Source organism: Pantoea sp. B623, assembly GCF_024814475.1.
In the GTDB taxonomy this organism is placed as follows: Bacteria; Pseudomonadota; Gammaproteobacteria; order Enterobacterales; family Enterobacteriaceae; genus Pantoea; species Pantoea ananatis.
This window is the reverse complement of the sequence record NZ_JANUXM010000004.1, coordinates 2,374,797-2,396,382: the sequence shown is the minus strand read 5'-3', so window position 1 is coordinate 2,396,382 and position 21,586 is coordinate 2,374,797. Positions and strand designations below refer to the sequence as shown.

Below are 21,586 nucleotides of genomic sequence, written 5' to 3'. Positions count from 1 at the left end.
GTGTGACCAGGACTGAAGGGATGACGATATGAAAATGATGAAAAGGTTACCGCTGGCTGGCGTTATGTGCTGCGCAGTCGTTTCAAGCGGCTGTTCGAGCGTGATGTCGCATACCGGAGCAAGCCAGGGCTATTATCCGGGCACGCGCGCCAGCGCGGATATTCTGACCGACAGTAACACCAGTTGGGCGCTTAAGCCGCTGGCCCTGGTTGACCTGCCGTTTTCTGCGGTCATGGATACGCTGTTATTGCCATGGGACTACTATCGCAGTGACAGCGACCAAAGCCTGGATTCTCCGCGCGCTCGGGTGCTGCAGAGCGAAAAGCTGGCGCACACTGAAGAAAATCTGGCGCATGCCCAGCCCATGCCCACTATGCAACCGCAACGGTAAACAACTGTCGCCAGCCCTCAATCTCACGCATGAAGGCAATCTGCTTCCCGTCTGGTGACCAGACGACCGCATCACCAGACGGTGCTTCACTGCTTCGCACCGTTAAACGCTCACACTCGCCCGTTACCACATGGCAGCGCATAACGCTGTTGTCGCTGATAAAGGCAATGGCTTCGCCGCGAGGCTGCCAGCTAAACGCCGACTGAATACTGTGGGTAAGCCGGGTCACCTGATGTGGTTCGCCGCCATTGGGCGACACGACCCAGAGCTGGATGACCTGTTGGTTATCCGCCATCAAAAACGCAATTTTGCTGCCGTCTGGCGAGCTGCGCAACCAGTGACGAGGCTGTGATGCCAGGCCCCGGGTAGTCGTTATTCGACGTTGCCGGACGCCAGCGGGTGGAGCCGGTAAACGATCGCTGCTACCTTCCAGCGGGAAAAAGCCGGGTTTTGCGAAGTCTTCCAGCTTCTCTGGCAGATCGACCACGAACACCTCAGGACACTTTTCGCCTGAAGCGGAAAGGGTATCGCCTGTAAAGGCGATGGCCCAGCGCTGCCAGCTACCGTCAGGTTTTTGATAGCCTTGGTTACCAATCCATCCCTCTTCATATGCCCGACTGATCTGATCGCTGCCCGGCTGCGGATTGACGTGGGTTTCACTGACCAACACACAAAAATGGCTACCGTCATATTCTCGTGGGTGCTGCTTTTCTGGCGTAACCGCCCACAGGGGAACGGCGACGCCAACGTTACGCAGGTCGAGGCGCCGATCCCGTTCGTGCATCACATGATCGTTATAGGTGAAACTGAGACGTGTCCCATCCGGGCTAAAAACATGTACGTGGGAGCCGCCCCGCAAGGCTCCGGCAGTAAAGGGCGGCGTAATGTCACATGCATCCAGATTTTCTGCCTGACCCTTTTCAACGATCACGCCACGGCGATGATGAAAATCGTACTGCCAGTTGTCATCGGGATGTTCAGGCCCATGAATACAAACGTAACGTGGGGGCAATGTCGGACTCACGGTGACAACCCCGACGTGCGCGCCATCCCTTGCCTGATATAACACCTCCACGTCGCCGGTGTTCACATTGACCCGCTCAATGGTCTGGCTGGTAAAAGAGGCACCGGAGGGCCGCACATCAAATGCCAGCCACTGGCTGTCGGCTGTCCAGACGTTGATGTTAGTCAACTGATGATGGCGTGATGCAAATGTGATCTGTTTTTCAGACATGACAAAATCCAGTGAGCGGTAATATTCAGACAAGTTACGCGCGCGTATTTACTGATGAAACGGCCGCGTCAGGTGCTTTCACTCGCCGTTTCATCCTGCGTCAGGAAAGAATTAAAGTACCCATTTTTCAATCGCGTGCGCGACGCCATCTTCCCTATTGGTTTTGGTAATAAACTGGGCAATTTTCTTCACCGACTCAATCGCATTGCCCATCGCCACGCCAGTGCCCGCGTAGTCAATCATGGCCAGATCGTTTTCCTGATCGCCTATCGCCATGACGTCTTCCGCTTTCAGGCCCAGTTTTTCTGCCAGCATTTTTACGCCATAGCCTTTGTTCACCCGGCGATCGAGAATCTCCAGGTAATAAGGCGCACTTTTCAGGATGGTGTAAGTCTGATGCGCCTGCTCAGGCAGTTTTGCAATCGCCGCATCAAGCAGGCCGGGTTTATCAATCATCATCAGTTTCGGGAAACGCGTGGCGGGATCCATCTCTTCTACTGCGCGATAACGTACCGGAATACCGGTCAGGCTGGCTTCGTGAATAGTGAATTCGCTGATGTCTTTGTTTGGCGTATAGAGGTGGGATTTATCAAAGGCCTGAAAATGTACGCCCAGTTCTCGCGCCAGCTTCTCGACATACAAATAATCGTCAAAGCCCAGCGTCACATCCGCCACGACCTCGCCATCTTCGGCCTGATGAACCAGTGCGCCATTATTGCTGATGCAGTACTGTCCGTGAGCCTGCAGATCAAGCTCCTTCAGATAACGCTCAATGCCAACGAAAGGCCTGCCGGTCGCTAACACAATGGACACCCCTTTTTCCCGGGCGCGGTTCAGGGCGGTTTTTACCGCAGGTGTGATCTCATGCTGCGGATTAAGCAGCGTGCCGTCCATATCAATTGCGATCAGTTTTATAGCCATAGCATCCTCGTTGTGTCGGGTTTACTGCAATGCTAGCGCGATTCAGCTCACATTGACCAGTTTGTCGACGCTTTACAGCACGCGTAAACCATTATCTTGTTGCAGCGGGTTCTGCCCCGCGCAGGGCAGGCAGACGTATCGGGCAAAAAAAACCCTTCCGGTGGGAAGGGTTTTGTCTGTCGCAGGGCGATTAGATATCAATATTTGCGGCTTTCAGCGCATTCTCTTCAATGAAGGCGCGGCGCGGTTCAACCGCGTCACCCATCAACGTGGTGAACAGCTGATCGGCGGCAATTGCATCTTTGATGGTCACGCGTAACATACGGCGGCTGTCCGGATCCATGGTGGTTTCCCACAGCTGCTCTGGGTTCATTTCGCCCAGACCTTTATATCGCTGCACTGACAGGCCGCGACGCGACTCTTTCTCCAGCCAGTCAATCGCCTGTTCAAAACTGCTGACAGGCTGACGGCGTTCGCCACGTTCGATATAGGCATCTTCTTCAAGCAGACCGCGAAGCTTGCCGCCCAGTGCACAGATCTTGCGGTATTCGCCACCCTGCAGGAACTCGGCATCCAGAGGATAATCCGTGTCCACTCCATGTGTACGAACGCGTAAAACCGGCTCAAAGACATTCTGCTCACGGTTCTCACGCACCTGGGCCAGATAGGTACTGCCGTGCGCCTCGCGTGCTGTCAGGTAGCTAACCAGACCGTTGATCCAACTGGTCACCTGCGCTTCGTTGCTGATATCGCTCAGTGTGTCGTGATAAATCAGCGCACGCAGCATGGCCATCGGATAACGACGCTCCATGCGTTTGATCATCTTCTGAGTGCTGTTGAATTCAGCGACCAGTGTTTCCAGCGGTTCGCCGCCTAGCGCCGGTGCGCTGGCGGTGGTATGCAGCGAGGTACCGTCAAGGGCGATAGCAATCTGGTACTGCAGCATGGCCTCGTCATCCTTGATGTATTGCTCCTGCTTACCTTTTTTCACCTTATACAGCGGCGGCTGCGCGATATACACGTGACCACGCTCGATAATTTCTGGCATCTGACGATAGAAGAAGGTCAACAGCAGTGTACGAATGTGGGAGCCGTCGACGTCCGCATCGGTCATGATGATGATGCTGTGGTAACGCAGTTTATCCGGATTGTATTCATCGCGGCCGATGCCACAGCCCAGCGCGGTAATCAACGTGGCGACTTCCTGAGAAGCCAGCATCTTATCGAAACGCGCCTTCTCAACGTTCAGGATCTTACCTTTCAGCGGCAGAATGGCCTGATTCTTACGGTTGCGGCCTTGCTTGGCAGAACCGCCCGCAGAGTCACCCTCCACCAGGTAAATTTCTGACAGCGCCGGGTCGCGCTCCTGGCAGTCCGCCAGTTTGCCTGGCAGGCCAGCAAGATCCAGCGCGCCTTTACGGCGGGTCATCTCACGGGCACGGCGTGCGGCTTCACGAGCGCGTGCGGCGTCAATAATTTTGCCCACAACGATTTTTGCATCGCCCGGATTTTCCAGCAGATATTCAGCCAGCAGTTCATTCATTTGCTGCTCAACGGCCGATTTCACTTCTGAAGAAACCAGTTTGTCTTTGGTCTGTGAAGAGAATTTCGGGTCCGGCACTTTGACCGACACGACCGCAATCAGACCTTCACGGGCATCGTCACCGGTCGCGCTGACTTTGGCTTTTTTGCTGTAGCCTTCTTTATCCATGTAGGCATTCAGCGTACGCGTCATCGCGGCGCGGAAACCCGCAAGGTGTGTACCGCCGTCGCGCTGTGGAATATTGTTCGTGAAGCAGTAGATGTTCTCCTGGAAGCCGTCATTCCACTGCAGTGCGACTTCCACGCCAATGCCGTCTTTCTCGGTTGAGAAATAGAATACGGTTGGGTGAATAGGCGTTTTGTTTTTATTCAGGTACTCAACAAAGGCGCGGATACCACCTTCGTAGTGAAAGTGGTCGTTTCTTGCATCACGCTTGTCTTCCAGACGAATCGATACGCCAGAGTTCAGGAAGGACAGTTCGCGCAGGCGTTTCGCCAGAATGTCGTATTCGAAATCGGTAACGTTGGTGAAGGTGTCATGGCTTGGCCAGAAACGAATGCGGGTACCGGTTGCATCGGTATCTCCCGTAACCGCCAGCGGCGCTTCAGGTACGCCGTGCAGATAAATCTGCTGATGCACTTTGCCTTCACGACGAATGGTCAGTTCCAGTTTCTGGGACAGGGCGTTCACAACGGAAACACCTACGCCGTGCAGGCCGCCAGACACTTTGTAGGAGTTGTCGTCAAACTTACCGCCAGCGTGCAGCACGGTCATGATAACTTCAGCCGCCGACACACCTTCTTCTTCGTGGATACCGGTTGGAATTCCGCGTCCGTCATCCTGAACGGAAACCGAATTATCGGCATGGATTGTCACGACAATATCTTTACAGTGACCGGCGAGCGCTTCGTCGATTGCGTTATCCACGACCTCGAATACCATGTGATGCAGACCGGTTCCGTCATCGGTATCGCCGATGTACATGCCCGGGCGTTTGCGTACCGCATCAAGCCCTTTCAGGACTTTGATACTTGAAGAGTCATAAGAATTCGACATCAACGTTTCTCGCTCATTTAATCTTTAGGTTGAACCGCTATTTTACCCTGTTCCACGCGGAACATCTTGCCCTTTTCGTCAGTCATGTCGATTACATGCTCCGAAGAGATGGCGCTGACAAAAACCTGTGCCTGGGTTGCTTTAAGTCGTTCCGCCAGCAGGCGGCGACGGCTGTCATCCAGTTCAGAAGCAAAGTCATCAATGAGGTAAACACAGCGGCGTCCGCTCTGGCGGGTCAGGAACTCGCCCTGTGCCAGACGCAATGCGCACATCAGCAGTTTAAGCTGACCGCGTGAGAGTAAATCTTCCACCGGCGTGCCCTCGGCACGAATACGAAAATCCGCTTTGTGCGGGCCGCTGGCGGTATAAGTCAGGGCGCGATCGCGTTCGAAGTTGCGCTCAAGCAACTCGGCATAATCGCTTTCTTTGTCCCAGCCGCGCTGGAACGAAAAACGCAGATCAAATTCGGGCAGGAACTGTGCACAGGTGGTGACAATTTCGGCCGAGATGGCTGCGCTGTAGTCGGCGCGCCACTGGCTGATTTGCTCCGCCAGCGGCACCAGCTCCTGATCCCAGGGACGAATCTGGCTGTAGCGCGTTACCTGGCGCAACGCCGCATTGCGTTGCTTAAGCAGGCGTCGCAGATTGCTCCAGGCATTAAAAAAACCGGGTGTGTTATGAAAGCAGCCCCAGTCGACATAGGCTCTACGATATTTGGGACCGCCGTTGAGTAAGGTAAAACCTTCCGGCGTGATCAACTGCATTGGCAGCAACTGTGCCAGCTCAGCGACTTTGTGGCCATCGCTGCCATCAATACGCACTTTGCTTTCGCCAGCGCGATTTTTACTGAGCCCGACCGAAAACTCACGTTCCTGGCCTTCCAGCCTGCCGTGCAGCACAAATGCTGCCTGATCGTGACGAATTACCCGGCCGGCCTGCAAACTGCGGAAAGCACGGCCGTGACCCAGTGTGTAAATCGCCTCCAGCACGCTGGTTTTACCGCTACCATTCGCCCCTACCAGAAAGTTAAATCCTGGCGCTAACGCTAAGTCGGCCTGTTCAATATTACGAAAATCTTTTATCAGCAGGCGGGTTAAAGCCATGAATCAATCCAGCGTGAAGGGCAAATGAGGTTTATCGAATCTCAGTGAGTAAGGACGTCAACGGCACCGCACCTTTTCGCACGGGCAGTGCGCCTGACGCATACAGCGTACGTGACAGGTGCACTGCCCGAATAAAGCCCGTGTGCTACAGACGCATCGGCATGACGACATAGGCCGCTGCCGGACTCACCACATCTTCAATCTGCACGCTCGAAACGGAATCCGTCAGCAGCAGGCGGACATTCTCGCACTTAAGTGCATTCAGTACATCCAGTACGTAACTGACGTTGAAGCCAATTTCCAGCTCGCTGCCGGTATAGCTGACATCCAGCATCTCTTCCGCTTCTTCCTGCTCAGGATTATTAGCGGTAATTTTTAGCTGATTTTCGGTGATATGGAGACGAACGCCGCGGAATTTCTCATTAGAGAGGATCGCCGCACGGGCAAAAGCCTGCTTGAGCAGATCGCAGCCTGCCTCCAGCGCTTTATCCGGATTTTTTGGCAGCACCCGACGATAATCCGGGAAGCGACCATCCACCAGCTTAGAGGTAAAAATATAGTCGCCAACGTGCGCGCGGATGTTGCTGCTGCCAATCTGCACCTGAAGCGGTGTATCACCGCCGTCCAGCAGGCGTAACAGCTCGATAACCCCTTTACGCGGTACAATGACTGAATGGCTGGGAAGCGCCTGGCCAATGGGCATGGAGCAGACCGCCAGACGGTGACCGTCGGTGGCGACCGTACGCAGCTCTTCGCCTTCCGTCTCAAACATCATGCCGTTCAGGTAGTAGCGTACGTCCTGATGGGCCATAGAGAACTGCGTGGCTTCGATCAGGCGTTTTAGCGTGGCCTGAGGCAGGGTGAATTCCACCTCGTTCTGCCAGTCATCCAGATTTGGGAAGTCGCTGGCGGGCAGGGTAGAGAGCGAAAAACGGCTACGGCCGGAACGCACTAACATGCGCTCGCCTTCCAGCGTCACGTTTATCTCCGCCCCTTCCGGCAGGCCACGGCAAATATCCAGGAATTTGCGTGCCGGAACGGTCGTCGCACCCGTCTCGTGCGGCTGGGTTAAGGCAACCCGTGCAACCATTTCCATTTCCAAATCGGTGCCGGTCAGTAACAACGATCCTTCATTAACCTGCATCAGCAGATTGCCGAGGATAGGCAACGTCGGGCGACCGCCTAGCGGACCGCTGACTTGCTGCAGCGGCTTTAGCAACTGTTCACGTTCAACAATAAATTTCATAGCGTCACGAAGATAATGTTCTGATGAGATTTGAGAAATCTTCTTTGATGTCGTGGCTTTCTTCACGCAGTTGCTCAATCTTACGGCAAGCGTGAAGTACCGTGGTATGGTCGCGACCACCAAAAGCGTCGCCGATCTCCGGCAAACTGTGGTTAGTCAGCTCTTTAGCCATCGCCATCGCCATTTGACGCGGACGCGCTACCGAGCGCGAGCGGCGCTTAGAAAGCAGGTCAGCGACTTTAATTTTGTAGTACTCAGCAACGGTCTTCTGAATATTATCAATAGTGACCAGCTTCTCCTGCAGGGCAAGCAGATCCCGCAGTGCTTCACGAACGAAGTCGATGGTAATCGCCCGGCCGGTAAAGTTGGCGTTGGCGATAACCCTGTTCAGTGCCCCTTCCAGCTCACGGACGTTAGAGCGTAAACGCTTGGCAATAAAGAAAGCCACTTCGCCCGGCAGGCGGATATCGTTTTCATCCGCCTTTTTCATCAGGATCGCAACGCGTGTTTCCAGTTCCGGCGGCTCGATCGCCACCGTTAAGCCCCAGCCAAATCGCGACTTCAGACGATCTTCAACACCGTTGATCTCTTTTGGATAACGATCCGAGGTCAGGATGATCTGCTGATTGCCTTCTAACAGCGCATTAAAGGTGTGGAAAAACTCTTCCTGAGAACGCTCTTTGTTGGCAAAGAACTGAATGTCATCGATCAGCAGGGCGTCAACCGACCGGTAATAGCGCTTAAACTCTTCGATAGCATTATTTTGCAGCGCTTTAACCATGTCCTGCACAAAGCGCTCAGAGTGCATATAAACCACTTTGGCATTGGGTTTACGCGCAATAATGCCGTTGCCGACTGCATGCAACAGGTGAGTTTTCCCCAGGCCCGTACCGCCATAAAGAAACAGTGGGTTGTAGGCGCCGCCAGGGTTATCAGCCACCTGACGTGCCGCCGCGCGTGCCAGCTGGTTCGATTTACCTTCAACAAAGTTATCGAAGTTATGACGATTATTAACGTTAGAGCGATAAGTGACATCCGCAGGCGCAGGGACGTTGTCCCAGCTTGGGCGGACAATTTGTGCCGGTGCCGGACGGTTTTGAACCGGTGCAGCCGGCGCGCTGACGCTGGCCATCGCTGGCTGACTGACCGCTGCGGCTTGTTGAACCGGGCGCGTGCCCACCTCAAAACGCAACAGAGGTACATTCGCACCGCAGAACTCATTCAGTAGTGCATTGATGCTGTTGAGGTATTTATCCCGAACCCAGTCGAGTACGAAGCGGTTAGGAGCATATAAGGCAAGCGTATTGTCGTTTAATTCAGCCTGAAGTGGACGGATCCACATGCTGAATTCGGTGGCAGGAAGCTCATCCTGCAAACGGGCAAGACACTGTTGCCAAAGCGTAAGTGACACGGCGGACTCCACTCGTACAAATTCGATAAGAAAAGTAGGTGCTAATCTAAGAAACGTTCATTTTGACACAGACGAAAGAAAGCGCCTGCGACCGCTATCAGCGGTTTTCCATCCTGCAATCATTAGAGGATCGTCAGAGGAAGGGCGGATCATAGCGCAAAGCGCGACAGAGATCTTCCCTTTCTACACAGTTTTTATCCTTTTTATCCACAGGACATGAACGCGAAGGAAAGTCTACGCCTGTGGCAGAAAAAACCACCTGGGATCGCGCTGAATGATTCAATTTTTCGGACGATCTCTCGTTTTTGTCTGCGCCTGCGGCAGGTCGATCGCAATAAGATCCTGCGCGATCCTTGCGCTTTAACGCAGACCCCGTATAATTCTCCCCCCGGCGTTGTCGCGTAAAGCTCAATGCCCGGACTCAGCGGACTGTATCCGGGTTATCTGGTACCGCGACAAGCGAAGTAAATTGACTCGGGACTGTACAATTATTACAATCCCGCCTCTTTATTAAAGACACATTGAGGCGTCGGTCTGTTTTTTGGTCCGGAAACGCGTCACCCAGTGAAAATTTTCAAGTTTAGGTAGAAATCGCCATGAAACGCACTTTTCAACCGTCCGTACTGAAGCGCAACCGTTCACACGGCTTCCGTGCTCGTATGGCTACTAAAAATGGTCGTCAGGTTCTGGCACGTCGTCGTGCTAAAGGCCGCGCTCGTCTGACCGTTTCTAAGTAATAAAGCTAACCCTGATGGGTAAGCTCGCATTTCCCAGGGAGTTACGTTTGTTAACTCCCACTCATTTCACTTTCGTCTTTCAGCAGCCACAACGGGCTGGCACGCCGCAAATTACTATTCTCGGCCGCCTTAACGCGCTGGGGTATCCCCGCATCGGTCTGACCGTCGCGAAAAAACATGTGAAACGCGCTCACGAACGCAACCGGATCAAGCGATTGACCCGCGAAAGCTTTCGCCTGCGTCAACATGAATTGCCGTCGATGGACTTTGTGGTGGTTGCGAAGAAGGGTGTTGCCGATCTCGATAACCGTATGTTGGCGGAAGCGTTGGAGAAATTATGGCGTCGTCACTGTCGCCTGGCGCGCGGTTCCTGATCGTCCTGATACGCGTCTATCAACGCGGCATCAGTCCATTACTGGGGCCACACTGTCGGTTTCATCCGACCTGCTCTCAATACGGAATTGAGGCCTTGCGCAGGTTTGGGTTGATAAAAGGCAGTTGGTTGACTTTAAAACGCGTATTAAAATGCCACCCTTTGAACCCGGGTGGTGACGATCCTGTGCCGCCAAAAACCTTTGATACCAGAGAACATTAACGATGGATTCGCAACGCAATCTCTTTCTCATCGCTTTTCTGTTCGTGTCTTTCATGATCTGGCAAGCCTGGCAGACGGACCATGCTCCGAAGCCTTTGCAGACCCAGACCACGCAGAACACAAACAGTGCAGCCGGTGATGCTGCAGGCCAGGGTGTACCGGCCAGCGGCCAGGGTAAAACGATCACCGTTAAGACTGATGTCCTGTCATTAACGATCAACACCCGCGGTGGCGATGTTGACCAGGCTCAACTGCTGACTTACCCGGATAAGTTGGGTTCTGACAAGCCGTTTGAGCTGCTGGAAACCACACCGTCGTTTGTTTACCAGGCGCAAAGTGGTTTAACCGGCCGTAATGGTCCGGACAACCCGAATAATGGTGCGCGTCCGCTGTATAACACGGCTCAGGATCACTTCGAACTGGCTGAGGGTCAGAGCGAACTGCGTGTTCCGATGACGTTCACCGCTGAAAACGGCGTTGTTTACACCAAGACGTTCGTGTTCAAGCGTGGCGACTATGCGGTTAACGTTGACTACAACATTAACAATACCAGCCAGCAGCCGCTGGAATTGTCGATGTTTGGTCAGTTAAAACAGACGATCGATTTGCCTAAGCACCGTGATACCGGCAGCAACAACTTTGCGTTGCACACCTTCCGCGGAACGGCTTACTCCACCAGCGAATCGAAATACGAAAAGATTAAGTTCGATACCATCGCCGATAACGAAAACCTCAATACCACCACCAGCAATGGCTGGGTGGCAATGTTGCAGCAGTATTTCGCGACCGCATGGGTACCGCGCACACAGGGGACAAACACGCTTTATACCAGCAATCTGGGTAATGGCGTTGCTGCAATCGGCTATAAATCTGCGCCGGTAACCGTCGCACCAGGTGCGCAACAGACGCTGGATGCCACGCTGTGGGTAGGGCCGGAAATCCAGGACAAGATGGCCGCGATTGCGCCTCACCTTGACCTGACGGTTGACTACGGTTGGTTATGGTTCATCTCTCAGCCACTGTTTAAACTGTTGAAGTTCATTCACAGCTTTATCGGTAACTGGGGCTTCTCCATCATCATTATCACGTTCATCGTGCGTGGCATCATGTACCCGCTGACAAAAGCGCAGTACACCTCGATGGCGAAAATGCGCATGCTGCAGCCGAAGATTCAGGCGATGCGTGAGCGTTTAGGTGACGATAAGCAGAAGCAGAGCCAGGAGATGATGGCGCTGTATAAGGCAGAAAAAGTGAATCCGCTGGGTGGCTGCTTGCCGCTGGTCATTCAGATGCCTATCTTCCTTGCCCTGTACTACATGCTGTCTGGCTCGGTAGAACTGCGTCATGCGCCGTTTATATTGTGGATCCACGATCTGTCAGCACAGGATCCGTACTATATCCTGCCGATTCTGATGGGTATCACCATGTTCTTCATTCAGAAGATGTCACCGACCACCGTGACCGATCCGATGCAGCAGAAGATCATGACGTATATGCCTGTGATTTTCACCGTGTTCTTCCTGTGGTTCCCGTCAGGTCTGGTGCTGTACTACATCGTCAGTAACCTGGTAACCATTCTCCAGCAGCAGCTGATTTATCGCGGCCTGGAAAAACGTGGCTTACACAGTCGCGACAAGAAGAAAGCGTAAGACCGTCGCGGGAGGTTTCCCGCGATAAATACGGTTATGCTCAGGCGGTCAAAGCGACCGCCTTTGTTTTTTGTAGTGAGAGAGAATTTATGAGCCATAGCGATACCATTGTTGCGCAGGCAACCCCGCCCGGACGGGGCGGCGTTGGCATTTTGCGCATTTCCGGTCCGCGAGCCGCAGAGGTTGCCCAGCAGATACTGGGTAAACTGCCCAAACCGCGTTATGCCGACTATTTATCGTTTAACGATAGTGACGGTAGCGTGCTGGATCAGGGAATCGCGCTATGGTTTCCCGGCCCTCACTCTTTTACCGGCGAAGACGTGCTGGAGTTACAGGGCCACGGCGGCCCGGTGATTCTGGATCTGCTGCTGAAACGTATTGTGGCGCTGCCTGGCCTGCGCATTGCCCAACCGGGCGAATTCTCTGAGCGTGCTTTCCTTAACGATAAACTCGATTTAGCCCAGGCAGAAGCCATTGCCGACCTGATTGATGCCAGCTCAGAACAGGCGGCACGCTCGGCGGTCAACTCGCTGCAGGGAGCCTTCTCTGTTCGCATTAATCATCTTGTAGAAGCCCTGACGCACCTGCGTATCTATGTTGAGGCGGCCATTGATTTCCCCGATGAGGAGATCGATTTTCTGTCTGACGGCAAAATCGAAGGGCAGTTGAATACGGTCATCAGCGATCTTGATGCCGTGCGTGCCGAAGCCAAACAGGGCAGCCTGTTGCGCGAAGGCATGAAGGTGGTGATTGCCGGCCGCCCCAACGCAGGAAAATCCAGCCTGCTGAATGCGCTTGCCGGTCGTGAGGCGGCCATCGTGACGGATATTGCCGGCACAACGCGCGATGTGCTGCGTGAGCATATTCATATTGACGGTATGCCGTTGCATATCATTGATACCGCAGGGTTGCGTGAGGCCAGCGATGAAGTGGAACGTATTGGTATTGAACGCGCCTGGCATGAAATCGAACAGGCCGACAGGGTGCTTTTTATGGTGGACGGCACAACGACGGACGCAACCGAGCCCGTGGAGATTTGGCCGGATTTTGTCGCGCGTCTCCCGCCTCAGTTGCCGATTACCGTCGTACGCAATAAGGCGGACATCACCGGTGAAGCACGGGGACTGACCAACGCGAATGGCCACGCGCTCATCAGGCTGTCAGCCCGAACCAGCGAAGGCCTGGATACACTGCGTGACCATCTGAAACAGACCATGGGCTTTGCCGATAATATGGAAGGCGGTTTCCTGGCTCGTCGCCGCCATTTGCAGGCACTGGAGCTTGCCGCTACGCATCTTGAACAGGGCAAATCCCAACTGTTGGGTGCCTGGGCTGGCGAGTTGCTGGCAGAAGAACTGCGTCTTGCGCAGCAGGCGCTTAGCGAAATCACTGGTGAATTTACGTCAGACGATTTGCTGGGGCGAATTTTCTCCAGTTTCTGTATCGGCAAATAACACTGCACATGGCCCGTAAGCGGCCCGGTAAAACGAAGCCGTCGCCGTTTACGGGCCAACGCGTCATGTGTTGCTTATTGGTTGTTGTGGCGTAGATTATTGTAGAGTTGGATGTTATGACGCCGTGTTTTCAGCTGGACGTCGACAAGCACATCACGCAATGAGACGGGCTGAAACGCATCCAAAAACGTGAACTCACCGTATAGGTCGAATACTGGATGTTTTCCCTGGAGAGTTATATGACTACATCGCTTGATAATGCCGCGCTAGACACCCTTTTTTACCACGCCCGCACCCATAATCACTGGCAGCAAAAACCGGTCGAACAGGCCCTGCTGGAACAGCTCTACCAGCTCGTTGCCCTGGCCCCAACTTCAGCAAATTGCTCCCCGGGACGCTTCGTTTTTGTCACCTCAGCCGAGGGGAAAGAAAAGCTGAAACCGGCGCTGGCGTCCGGCAATCTTGAGAAAACCCTGAGCGCACCGGTCACCGTTATTATTGCCTGGGACAGCGAGTTCTATCAGCATCTGACGATGCTGTTTCAACATGCCGATGCGCGTAACTGGTTTACTAACACGCCAGATTTAGTCAAAGAGACGGCGTTTCGCAACAGTAGCTTACAGGCAGGCTATCTAATTCTTGCAGCCCGAGCGCTGGGGCTGGATGCGGGACCCATGTCGGGCTTCGATCCGCTAAAAGTTAACGATGCCTTTTTTGCCGATACCACCTGGCAGGCGAATCTGTTAATTAATCTGGGCTATGGCATCCCGGATAAACTTCCTCCCCGTCTGCCCCGCTTGAGTCTTGAGCAAGCCTGCCAGTTCGTCTGATATCCCAGCGCGTTACGACTTTTTCGTAACGCCCGTTTCTGCTGGTGACTTCTGCCTGTAGTGAGGGCTCCAGCCTGCTGCTTTTCTGAAAAAAGGGCAAGCTGTATGCGGTAGCCTGGGAAAGCGCTTATAATGGGATTGATGATTATTTGACCATTTTCATGGAGAGACAGATGGCGGGTCATTTTGTTCGTTGGACAGGCAATCCCGGGCAGTTGGTGGCTGATAGCGCAATCCCGCAGGACATCATCGACAGCGCGCAGCATCTTGCGGATAAACGTCGAGGGCGATTTCTGGCGGCCCGTATCCTGCTGGCACAGCTCATGCAGCGTATTTACGGCCTTCATCGTCTTCCGCCTATCGTTAAGCGTCATAACGGCCGCCCGGCCTTTGCGGATCGCGATCTTCCTGATTTCAATATTGCCTACGCGGGGAATACCGTGGGCGTCCTGCTGGCTGAAGAGCGCAGTCAGGTCGGCCTGGATATGGATATCGTGCGGGCACACAGTCGTCAGACGCAGGCGCTGATGGTACAGGGGTTAAGTTCAGGAGAAATCGCCTGGATCAATGCTCAACAAGATGTGCCTGAGGCCGTGACGCAGATCTGGACGCTGCGCCACAGCGTAATGAAACTGCAGGGCGCAGGTGAAGAAGGGCTGCGTTCGCTACAGCTATTGCCCGGCGCCGGGCGCCTGCGTACAACGCTGCCCACCGACCTGCAGATTCTGTGCGATGCGGAGCCCACGCTGGTGTGGTCCTGTGCTTTATCACCCCATGTGCGGCGCCTGTACTTATGGGAAATCACCGGCGGCGGCCAGTGGTCTGCACTGCGTGATATCGCGTTAGATAAGCCGGATGACGGGACAAAAATGATGCGTCTGACGACGCTGCATGGACGCGCGCTGGCCTCATACTGACCCAGTAACAGGCCGCCAGCGCACGACTTCCCAGGGCGCTCAGTGTGCGTCGATAAACGCGATTTTAAGCACAAACAGTAACGCGACAATCACCACGCAGGGGCTGATTTCACGCCAGCGCCCGGTGCCAAGTTTCATGACACAGTAAGCAATAAAGCCCAGCGCGATGCCTTCCGTAATGGAGAAGCTAAACGGCATCATCGCGGCCGTAACAAAAGCGGGAACGGCCTCCGTCAGATCGTCCCATTTAACCCGCGACAGGCTGGCGGTCATCAGCACGCCAACGTAGATCAGCGCGCCCGCTGCGGCATAGGCCGGAACCATGGCTGCCAGCGGTGATAAAAATGTGACCAGCAGGAACAGAAGGCCGGTGACGACCGCCATCAGTCCGGTACGACCACCAACGGCGACGCCAGACGTACTTTCAATATAGGCCGTAACGGAAGAGGTCCCTGCCAGCGCGCCAGTAACGGAACTGATGCTGTCGACATAGAGCGCCTGTTTCATCCGTGGGAAAGTCCCTTTTTCATCGACCAGGCCGGCTTTATCGGTGACGCCAATCAGCGTACCTGATGAGTCAAACAGATTGACCAGCATAAAAGAGAAGATGATGCCGGCCATGCCAATATTGAACGCGCCCTTGATATCGACCTGACCGACCACAGAGGTGATGGACGGAGGCGCAGAGAACAGACCCACAAACTTCACGTCGCCCAGCATCCAGCCAATCGCCGTGGTGACGATCATCGAAATCAGCACGGCGGCGTGAATATTGCGTGACGCCAGAATGGCGATAATAAAGAAACCCAGAGCACCCAGCAGCACGTTATGCGAGCTGAGGTTGCCCACAGTGACCAGCGTATCCGGGTTGGCCACAATGATGCCGGCGTTTTTCAGGCCCATCATGGCAATAAACAGGCCAATGCCGGCGGTAATGCCCACGCGCAGGCTAAGTGGAATATTGGCGATCATCCAGTAGCGAATACGCAGCAGCGTCAGGATAAGCAACCCCAGCGCGCCCCAAAAGATGGCGCCCATACCGACCTGCCACGAGTAACCCATAGCACCCACGACGACGAAGGCAAAAAAGGCATTGAGGCCCATTGCCGGTGCCAGTGCGACCGGAAGATTGGCGAACAGGCCCATCAGGATGCTGCCGAATGCGGCAATAAGACAGGTCGTTACGAACACCGCCTGGGCGTTCATCCCTGCCACACCCAAAATTTGTGGGTTTACAAAAACGATGTATACCATGGTCAAAAACGTGGTAACGCCAGCAATGACCTCGGTACGAACCGTTGTACCGTGTTCCTGCAATTTAAATACGCGCTGAAAAAGGCTTTGTTTGTTCATGCCGTTTATCCGGAAGAAAATTTCACCGGCGCGTATCCTGGCGATTTTGCCCGGGCAATACAATGATTTTTCGCAACCGATTGCCATTATCACAACGCGTCAGGCTTAGGGTAGAGTGTAGGGGCACCCAACTAAAAGGATGGAGTCAGATGTCAGCAGAATGCGTCTTTTTCGATTGTGATGGTACCCTGGTAGACAGCGAAGTGCTTTGTACACGCGCTTACGTCACCACCTTTGCCCGTTACGGTATTACGCTCTCCTTACAGGAGATGTTCGAAAAGTACAAAGGGGTGAAACTGTATGACATCATCCGTGACGTTAGCGAGTCGCATGGGGTCAGATTACCGCTGGACGAACTTGAACCCGCCTACCGGAGTGAAGTTGCCCGACTTTTCGATCTGGAGTTGAAGCCGATAGCCGGGGCGAAGGCGTTGGTGGCGCAGATGAACGTCCCGGTGTGCGTGGTATCCAACGGTACGGTCAAGAAGATGCAGCACTCGCTGGGATTAACCGGCATGCTGGACTACTTTGCCGAGCGCCTTTACAGCGGTTACGACATTGGTCACTGGAAACCCGAGCCTGAGCTGATGTTTCACGCCGCAGAGCAAATGCGAGTGCCTGTTGAGCGTTGTATTTTAGTGGATGATTCTGAAGCGGGCGCGCGGGCCGGAATCGCCGCTGGCATGCCAGTGTTCTACTACTGTGCCGACGCGCACAACCCGGAACTGGATCACCCGCTGGTCACGGTGTTTACGGATATGGCGGCGCTGCCTGAACTGTGGCGTGCGCGGGGCTGGAACCTGACAACCTAGCCTCAGGTTACCCAGTGGCGCCTGTCCAGCCGACTGAGCAGCATCGCCAGAAGCAGGCTGCCTGCCAGGGTGACCATAAAGACGGCGGGCAGATCCAACCAGGGACGCGTCATATCGTCATAGTGATTTGTACGGATGAAATGGATAAACAGCGCGTGAAAACCGTAGATGGGCAGCGAGTAGCGCGAAATCGTCGCCAGGCCAGGCAGGGTGCGTTGATTAAAGGCATTTTTGAACACCAGCAGGGCGCTGATGGCCGCAATAAACACCAGCGGTCCACAATAGAGATACCAGGTATCGTTAAATGCGCCGTTGACGATTAATGCCCGTTTAGTGCCCAACATAATACCGGTCACGCAGGCCAGGAAGGCCAAGACCGCCAGCGCAGTTACGCCGCGCCTGTCTGTTTCCATGGTGCCGATAGCACGCCCCAACAGCGCGTAGAGCAGGTAATAAATACTGTCTCCGCTCAGATAGAGGTTGATCGGTAACCAGTGAAACCGCCCCCATGACTGATCCATGGTATTGGGATTAGCCAGCACCGCCACAACCAGCACCAGCACCGCCACATAGCGGGGGCGCACGCTTTTGACCTGAATTAAGGGCGATAGCAGGTAAATGCCGATCAGCGCGAAGAAAAACCACAGATGATAAAACACCGGTTTCTGTAGCATTTTCAATATTGAACGGCCTTCACCGATGGGCGTTAGCAGGCTGATATAGACCAGCGCGACGGCGCTGTAAAACAGCAGGCATCCGACGAGTCGCCATAGATGACGGGGTTGTGCGCTGCGTTCGCCAAAGAACAGGTAGCCGGAAATCATAAAAAACAGCGGCACACAGATGCGTGACGTTGAGTTGAGCAGGTTGGCGATGTCCCACCAGTGACCTTTTATCGCCATCGGCCCGGCCAGATACCAGGTGGTGGTATGGATGACGATGACCATCAGGCAGGCAACTGCCCGCAAATTATCTATCCAGTAAATCTTTTGCGACATGGTTTCCTCTGGCGCAGTGCGTCCCGGTGCAAAGCGTAGCCAGTCGCGTTGCAGTCAACAAGCGCGCCGACAGGGATTCAGAACCCTCTGTGCGCAAGATCGCATGAAAAAAGCCAAACGGCACAGGTTAATTTTGCCGTTCAGCATCGCTGTGGCGCTGAACGTCATCCTAAAATCCACTCTCCAGGCTGCGCGGCAGGATTTCCGGCTGCACATCGCGCGGTCAAAGGGTATACTGTCGCACTCTTTTTTTATCTAGCCGAACCGCGTGCGAACTCATCATGCAAAAGTTTGATACCAAGACCTTTCAGGGCCTGATCCTGACATTGCAGGATTACTGGGCGCGCCAGGGCTGCACCATTGTTCAACCACTGGACATGGAAGTGGGCGCTGGTACTTCACACCCAATGACCTGCCTGCGCGCACTTGGCCCGGAGCCGATTGCCGCCGCCTATGTGCAGCCGTCCCGCCGTCCTACCGACGGCCGCTACGGCGAAAACCCGAACCGCTTACAGCACTATTACCAGTTTCAGGTGATCATCAAGCCATCGCCGGACAACATTCAGGAGCTGTACCTTGGGTCGCTGAAAGAGCTGGGTATGGATCCCACGGTGCACGATATTCGCTTTGTCGAAGATAACTGGGAAAACCCTACGCTGGGTGCCTGGGGACTCGGCTGGGAAGTGTGGCTTAACGGCATGGAAGTGACGCAGTTTACCTATTTTCAGCAGGTAGGTGGCCTGGAGTGCAAACCGGTTACCGGTGAGATCACCTACGGTCTTGAGCGCCTCGCGATGTACATCCAGGGCGTTGACAGCGTTTACGATCTGGTCTGGAGCGACGGTCCGTTAGGTAAAACAACCTACGGCGACGTGTTCCACCAGAACGAAGTCGAGCAGTCTACCTACAACTTTGAATACGCCGACGTGGATTTTCTCTTCACCTGTTTTGAGCAGTATGAGAAAGAAGCGCAGCAGCTGCTGGCGTTGGAAAAACCTCTTCCGCTGCCTGCTTACGAGCGCATTCTGAAAGCCGCACACAGCTTTAACCTGCTGGACGCGCGTAAAGCGATCTCGGTGACGGAGCGTCAGCGCTACATTCTGCGTATCCGCACCCTGACTAAAGCCGTGGCTGAAGCCTATTACGCTTCTCGCGAAGCGCTGGGCTTCCCGATGTGCAATAACAAAAAGTAAGAGGCAGCCATGACTGACAAAACGTTCCTGGTGGAAATCGGCACCGAAGAGCTGCCACCGAAAGCATTACGCAGCCTGGCGGAAGCCTTTGCTGCTCAGGTGACTGCCGAGCTGGATGCGGCTAATCTGAACCATGGCGAGGTAAGCTGGTTTGCTGCCCCGCGCCGTCTGGCGTTGAAAATCGCCAGCCTGAGTGCCTCCCAGCCCGATCGTGAAGTAGAAAAGCGTGGGCCTGCGGTCGCGGCGGCCTTCGATGCAGAAGGCAATGCCACTAAAGCAGCGGAAGGCTGGGCACGCGGTAACGGTATTACGGTTGAGCAGGCTGAACGCCTGAGCACCGACAAAGGCGAATGGCTGGTTTATCGTGCCCAGGTTAAAGGTGAGGCTGCTCAGGCATTGCTGCCAGGAATGGTTGCCACTGCTCTGAGTAAACTGCCAGTACCTAAACTGATGCGCTGGGGCGACAGCGACGTACAGTTTGTGCGTCCGGTGCATACCGTCACCCTGCTGCTGGGCGATGAACTGATTCCCGCCACGATCCTTGGCATTAAGTCAGATCGCGTTATTCGTGGTCACCGCTTCATGGGCGAAAGTGAGATCACGCTGGAGAACGCCGATCAGTATCCGGATGTGCTTGAAAAGCGCGGTCAGGTCATTGCTGACTATCAGGTTCGCAAGGCCATGATTAAAGCCGATGCAGAAGCCGCGGCGCGTCGTTTAGGTGGGGTCGCTGACCTCAGCGACAGCCTGCTGGAAGAGGTGACGTCGCTGGTGGAATGGCCGGTCGTATTGACCGCCACCTTTGAGGAAAAATTCCTTAAGGTGCCGTCTGAAGCGCTGGTTTACACCATGAAAGGCGATCAGAAGTACTTCCCGGTTTATGATGCGGAAGGCAACCTGCTACCAAACTTCATTTTTGTGACCAACATTGAGTCCAGCGATCCGCAGCAGATCATTTCCGGTAATGAGAAGGTTGTACGCCCGCGTCTGGCGGATGCCGAATTCTTTTTTGATACCGACCGCAAAAAGCGCCTTGAAGATCACCTGCCGCGCCTCGAAACCGTGCTGTTCCAGAAAGAGCTGGGTTCGCTGCGTGACAAAACCGATCGTATTCAGGCCCTTGCCGGTTGGGTCGCAGCGCAGATTGGTGCTGATGTGAATCACGCCACGCGCGCGGGCCTGCTGTCCAAATGCGACCTGATGACCAATATGGTGTTTGAGTTCACCGACACGCAAGGCGTGATGGGCATGCACTATGCGCGTCATGACGGCGAAGCCGAAGATGTTGCGGTGGCGCTGAACGAGCAGTACCAGCCGCGTTTCGCAGGGGACGATTTGCCGTCCAGCCCGGTTGCCTGTGCGCTGGCGATTGCCGATAAAATGGACACGCTGGCCGGGATTTTTGGTATTGGTCAGCATCCAAAGGGCGATAAAGATCCCTTTGCACTGCGTCGTGCCGCGCTGGGCGTGCTGCGCATTATCGTAGAAAAAAATCTGCCACTCGATCTGCAAACGCTGACCGAAGAAGCCGTGCGCCTGTATGGCAGCAAGCTGAGCAATGCCAATGCGGTTAATGACGTCATCGACTTTATGTTGGGTCGCTTCCGCAGCTGGTATCAGGAAGAAGGCCACAGCATTGATACGCTGCAGGCGGTACTGGCACGTCGTCCAACCCGTCCGGCCGACTTTGATGCCCGCATGAAGGCGGTCTCACATTTCCGCACGCTGGATGAGGCTGCCGCGCTGGCCGCTGCCAATAAGCGCGTCTCTAACATTCTGGCTAAATCGACCGAACCGCTGAATGACAGCGTGCAGGCGTCGTTGTTAAAAGAGAATGAAGAGATTCAGCTGGCCACCTTCGTGACCGCTCTGAGCAGTAAACTGCAGCCTTACTTTGCAGAAGGTCGCTATCAGGATGCGTTAATTGAGCTGGCGCAGCTGCGCGAAGCCGTAGACAACTTCTTCGATAAAGTGATGGTTAATGCGGAAGACGAGGCGGTGCGGATTAACCGTCTGACGCTGCTGTCGAAACTGCGCGGACTGTTCCTGCAGGTCGCTGATATTTCGCTACTACAGTAACCGGCCTTGACGATGTTGAAAAGGGACGAGAAATCGTCCCTTTTTTATTCTGTGTGTCCCGTCC

Annotated in this window: 19 protein-coding genes; 11 read left to right on the top strand and 8 right to left on the bottom strand. The window is 54.5% G+C overall.

What is annotated here, in order from left to right; all coding sequences use genetic code 11:
- Window positions 1–28: 28 nt before the first annotated feature.
- Window positions 29–391, top strand: coding sequence for a YceK/YidQ family lipoprotein (locus tag NXS97_RS12890; RefSeq protein ID WP_013023991.1), 363 nt, complete (start codon window positions 29–31; stop codon window positions 389–391).
- Here the strand turns inward: NXS97_RS12890 and NXS97_RS12885 are convergent.
- The 6 genes from NXS97_RS12885 to dnaA form a co-directional block, all read right to left on the bottom strand.
- On the bottom strand, window positions 372–1,625 hold the full coding sequence (locus NXS97_RS12885) for a DUF3748 domain-containing protein (protein WP_116220150.1): 1,254 nt from the start codon (window positions 1,623–1,625) through the stop codon (window positions 372–374). The genes NXS97_RS12890 and NXS97_RS12885 overlap by 20 nt on opposite strands.
- Window positions 1,626–1,736: 111 nt before the next feature.
- The gene (gene yidA, locus NXS97_RS12880; RefSeq protein ID WP_013023994.1) at window positions 1,737–2,546 is read right to left on the bottom strand and encodes a sugar-phosphatase; all 810 of its coding nucleotides are present in this window, start codon (window positions 2,544–2,546) and stop codon (window positions 1,737–1,739) included.
- A 190-nt stretch (window positions 2,547–2,736) separates the two neighbouring features.
- Window positions 2,737–5,145, bottom strand: a complete 2,409-nt coding sequence (gene gyrB, locus NXS97_RS12875; RefSeq protein WP_014332922.1) for a DNA topoisomerase (ATP-hydrolyzing) subunit B — start codon at window positions 5,143–5,145, stop codon at window positions 2,737–2,739.
- A 17-nt stretch (window positions 5,146–5,162) separates the two neighbouring features.
- Entirely contained in the window at window positions 5,163–6,248 is a 1,086-nt protein-coding gene (recF, locus tag NXS97_RS12870; protein WP_013023996.1) for a DNA replication/repair protein RecF, read from the bottom strand.
- Window positions 6,249–6,393: 145 nt separating this feature from the next.
- A complete protein-coding gene (gene dnaN, locus NXS97_RS12865) occupies window positions 6,394–7,494 on the bottom strand; it encodes a DNA polymerase III subunit beta (RefSeq protein WP_014332920.1) in 1,101 nt (366 codons plus the stop codon).
- A 4-nt stretch (window positions 7,495–7,498) separates the two neighbouring features.
- Window positions 7,499–8,905, bottom strand: coding sequence for a chromosomal replication initiator protein DnaA (dnaA, locus tag NXS97_RS12860; RefSeq protein ID WP_014332919.1), 1,407 nt, complete (start codon window positions 8,903–8,905; stop codon window positions 7,499–7,501).
- A 596-nt stretch (window positions 8,906–9,501) separates the two neighbouring features.
- Between dnaA and rpmH the strand changes: the two genes are divergently transcribed.
- The 7 genes from rpmH to NXS97_RS12825 all read left to right on the top strand — a co-directional run bounded on the left by rpmH (window position 9,502) and on the right by NXS97_RS12825 (window position 15,087).
- On the top strand, window positions 9,502–9,642 hold the full coding sequence (gene rpmH / locus NXS97_RS12855) for a 50S ribosomal protein L34 (RefSeq protein WP_000831330.1): 141 nt from the start codon (window positions 9,502–9,504) through the stop codon (window positions 9,640–9,642).
- A gap of 14 nt (window positions 9,643–9,656) precedes the next feature.
- Complete coding sequence (gene rnpA, locus NXS97_RS12850) at window positions 9,657–10,016, top strand: ribonuclease P protein component (RefSeq protein WP_013023999.1); 360 nt, start codon at window positions 9,657–9,659, stop codon at window positions 10,014–10,016.
- Window positions 9,980–10,237, top strand: coding sequence for a membrane protein insertion efficiency factor YidD (yidD, locus tag NXS97_RS12845; RefSeq protein WP_014607035.1), 258 nt, complete (start codon window positions 9,980–9,982; stop codon window positions 10,235–10,237). The genes rnpA and yidD overlap by 37 nt, the downstream gene beginning before the upstream one ends.
- Before the next feature lie 2 nt (window positions 10,238–10,239).
- Complete coding sequence (gene yidC, locus NXS97_RS12840) at window positions 10,240–11,886, top strand: membrane protein insertase YidC (RefSeq protein WP_013024000.1); 1,647 nt, start codon at window positions 10,240–10,242, stop codon at window positions 11,884–11,886.
- A gap of 89 nt (window positions 11,887–11,975) precedes the next feature.
- Window positions 11,976–13,340 (top strand): tRNA uridine-5-carboxymethylaminomethyl(34) synthesis GTPase MnmE, encoded by a 1,365-nt coding sequence (gene mnmE, locus NXS97_RS12835; RefSeq protein ID WP_116220149.1) that lies wholly within the window; start codon window positions 11,976–11,978, stop codon window positions 13,338–13,340.
- A 239-nt stretch (window positions 13,341–13,579) separates the two neighbouring features.
- On the top strand, window positions 13,580–14,170 hold the full coding sequence (locus NXS97_RS12830) for a malonic semialdehyde reductase (RefSeq protein WP_022623752.1): 591 nt from the start codon (window positions 13,580–13,582) through the stop codon (window positions 14,168–14,170).
- 173 nt (window positions 14,171–14,343) lie between these two features.
- Window positions 14,344–15,087: a 4'-phosphopantetheinyl transferase superfamily protein gene (locus NXS97_RS12825; RefSeq protein WP_015701322.1), complete on the top strand. Its 744-nt coding sequence runs from the start codon at window positions 14,344–14,346 to the stop codon at window positions 15,085–15,087.
- A gap of 39 nt (window positions 15,088–15,126) precedes the next feature.
- On the opposite strand, the gene NXS97_RS12820 is transcribed toward NXS97_RS12825, so the two are convergent.
- Entirely contained in the window at window positions 15,127–16,440 is a 1,314-nt protein-coding gene (locus tag NXS97_RS12820) for an NCS2 family permease (RefSeq protein ID WP_014607032.1), read from the bottom strand.
- Between the two features lie 149 nt (window positions 16,441–16,589).
- Between NXS97_RS12820 and yieH the strand changes: the two genes are divergently transcribed.
- Entirely contained in the window at window positions 16,590–17,252 is a 663-nt protein-coding gene (gene yieH / locus NXS97_RS12815) for a 6-phosphogluconate phosphatase (RefSeq protein ID WP_014607031.1), read from the top strand.
- 2 nt (window positions 17,253–17,254) lie between these two features.
- On the opposite strand, the gene NXS97_RS12810 is transcribed toward yieH, so the two are convergent.
- Window positions 17,255–18,250: an acyltransferase gene (locus NXS97_RS12810; RefSeq protein WP_014594971.1), complete on the bottom strand. Its 996-nt coding sequence runs from the start codon at window positions 18,248–18,250 to the stop codon at window positions 17,255–17,257.
- A 281-nt stretch (window positions 18,251–18,531) separates the two neighbouring features.
- On the opposite strand from NXS97_RS12810, the gene glyQ reads away from it, so the two are divergent.
- Together glyQ and glyS are read left to right on the top strand one after the other, a co-directional pair.
- On the top strand, window positions 18,532–19,443 hold the full coding sequence (glyQ, locus tag NXS97_RS12805) for a glycine--tRNA ligase subunit alpha (RefSeq protein WP_013024007.1): 912 nt from the start codon (window positions 18,532–18,534) through the stop codon (window positions 19,441–19,443).
- Between the two features lie 9 nt (window positions 19,444–19,452).
- A complete protein-coding gene (gene glyS, locus NXS97_RS12800; RefSeq protein ID WP_014594972.1) occupies window positions 19,453–21,522 on the top strand; it encodes a glycine--tRNA ligase subunit beta in 2,070 nt (689 codons plus the stop codon).
- Window positions 21,523–21,586: the final 64 nt, after the last annotated feature.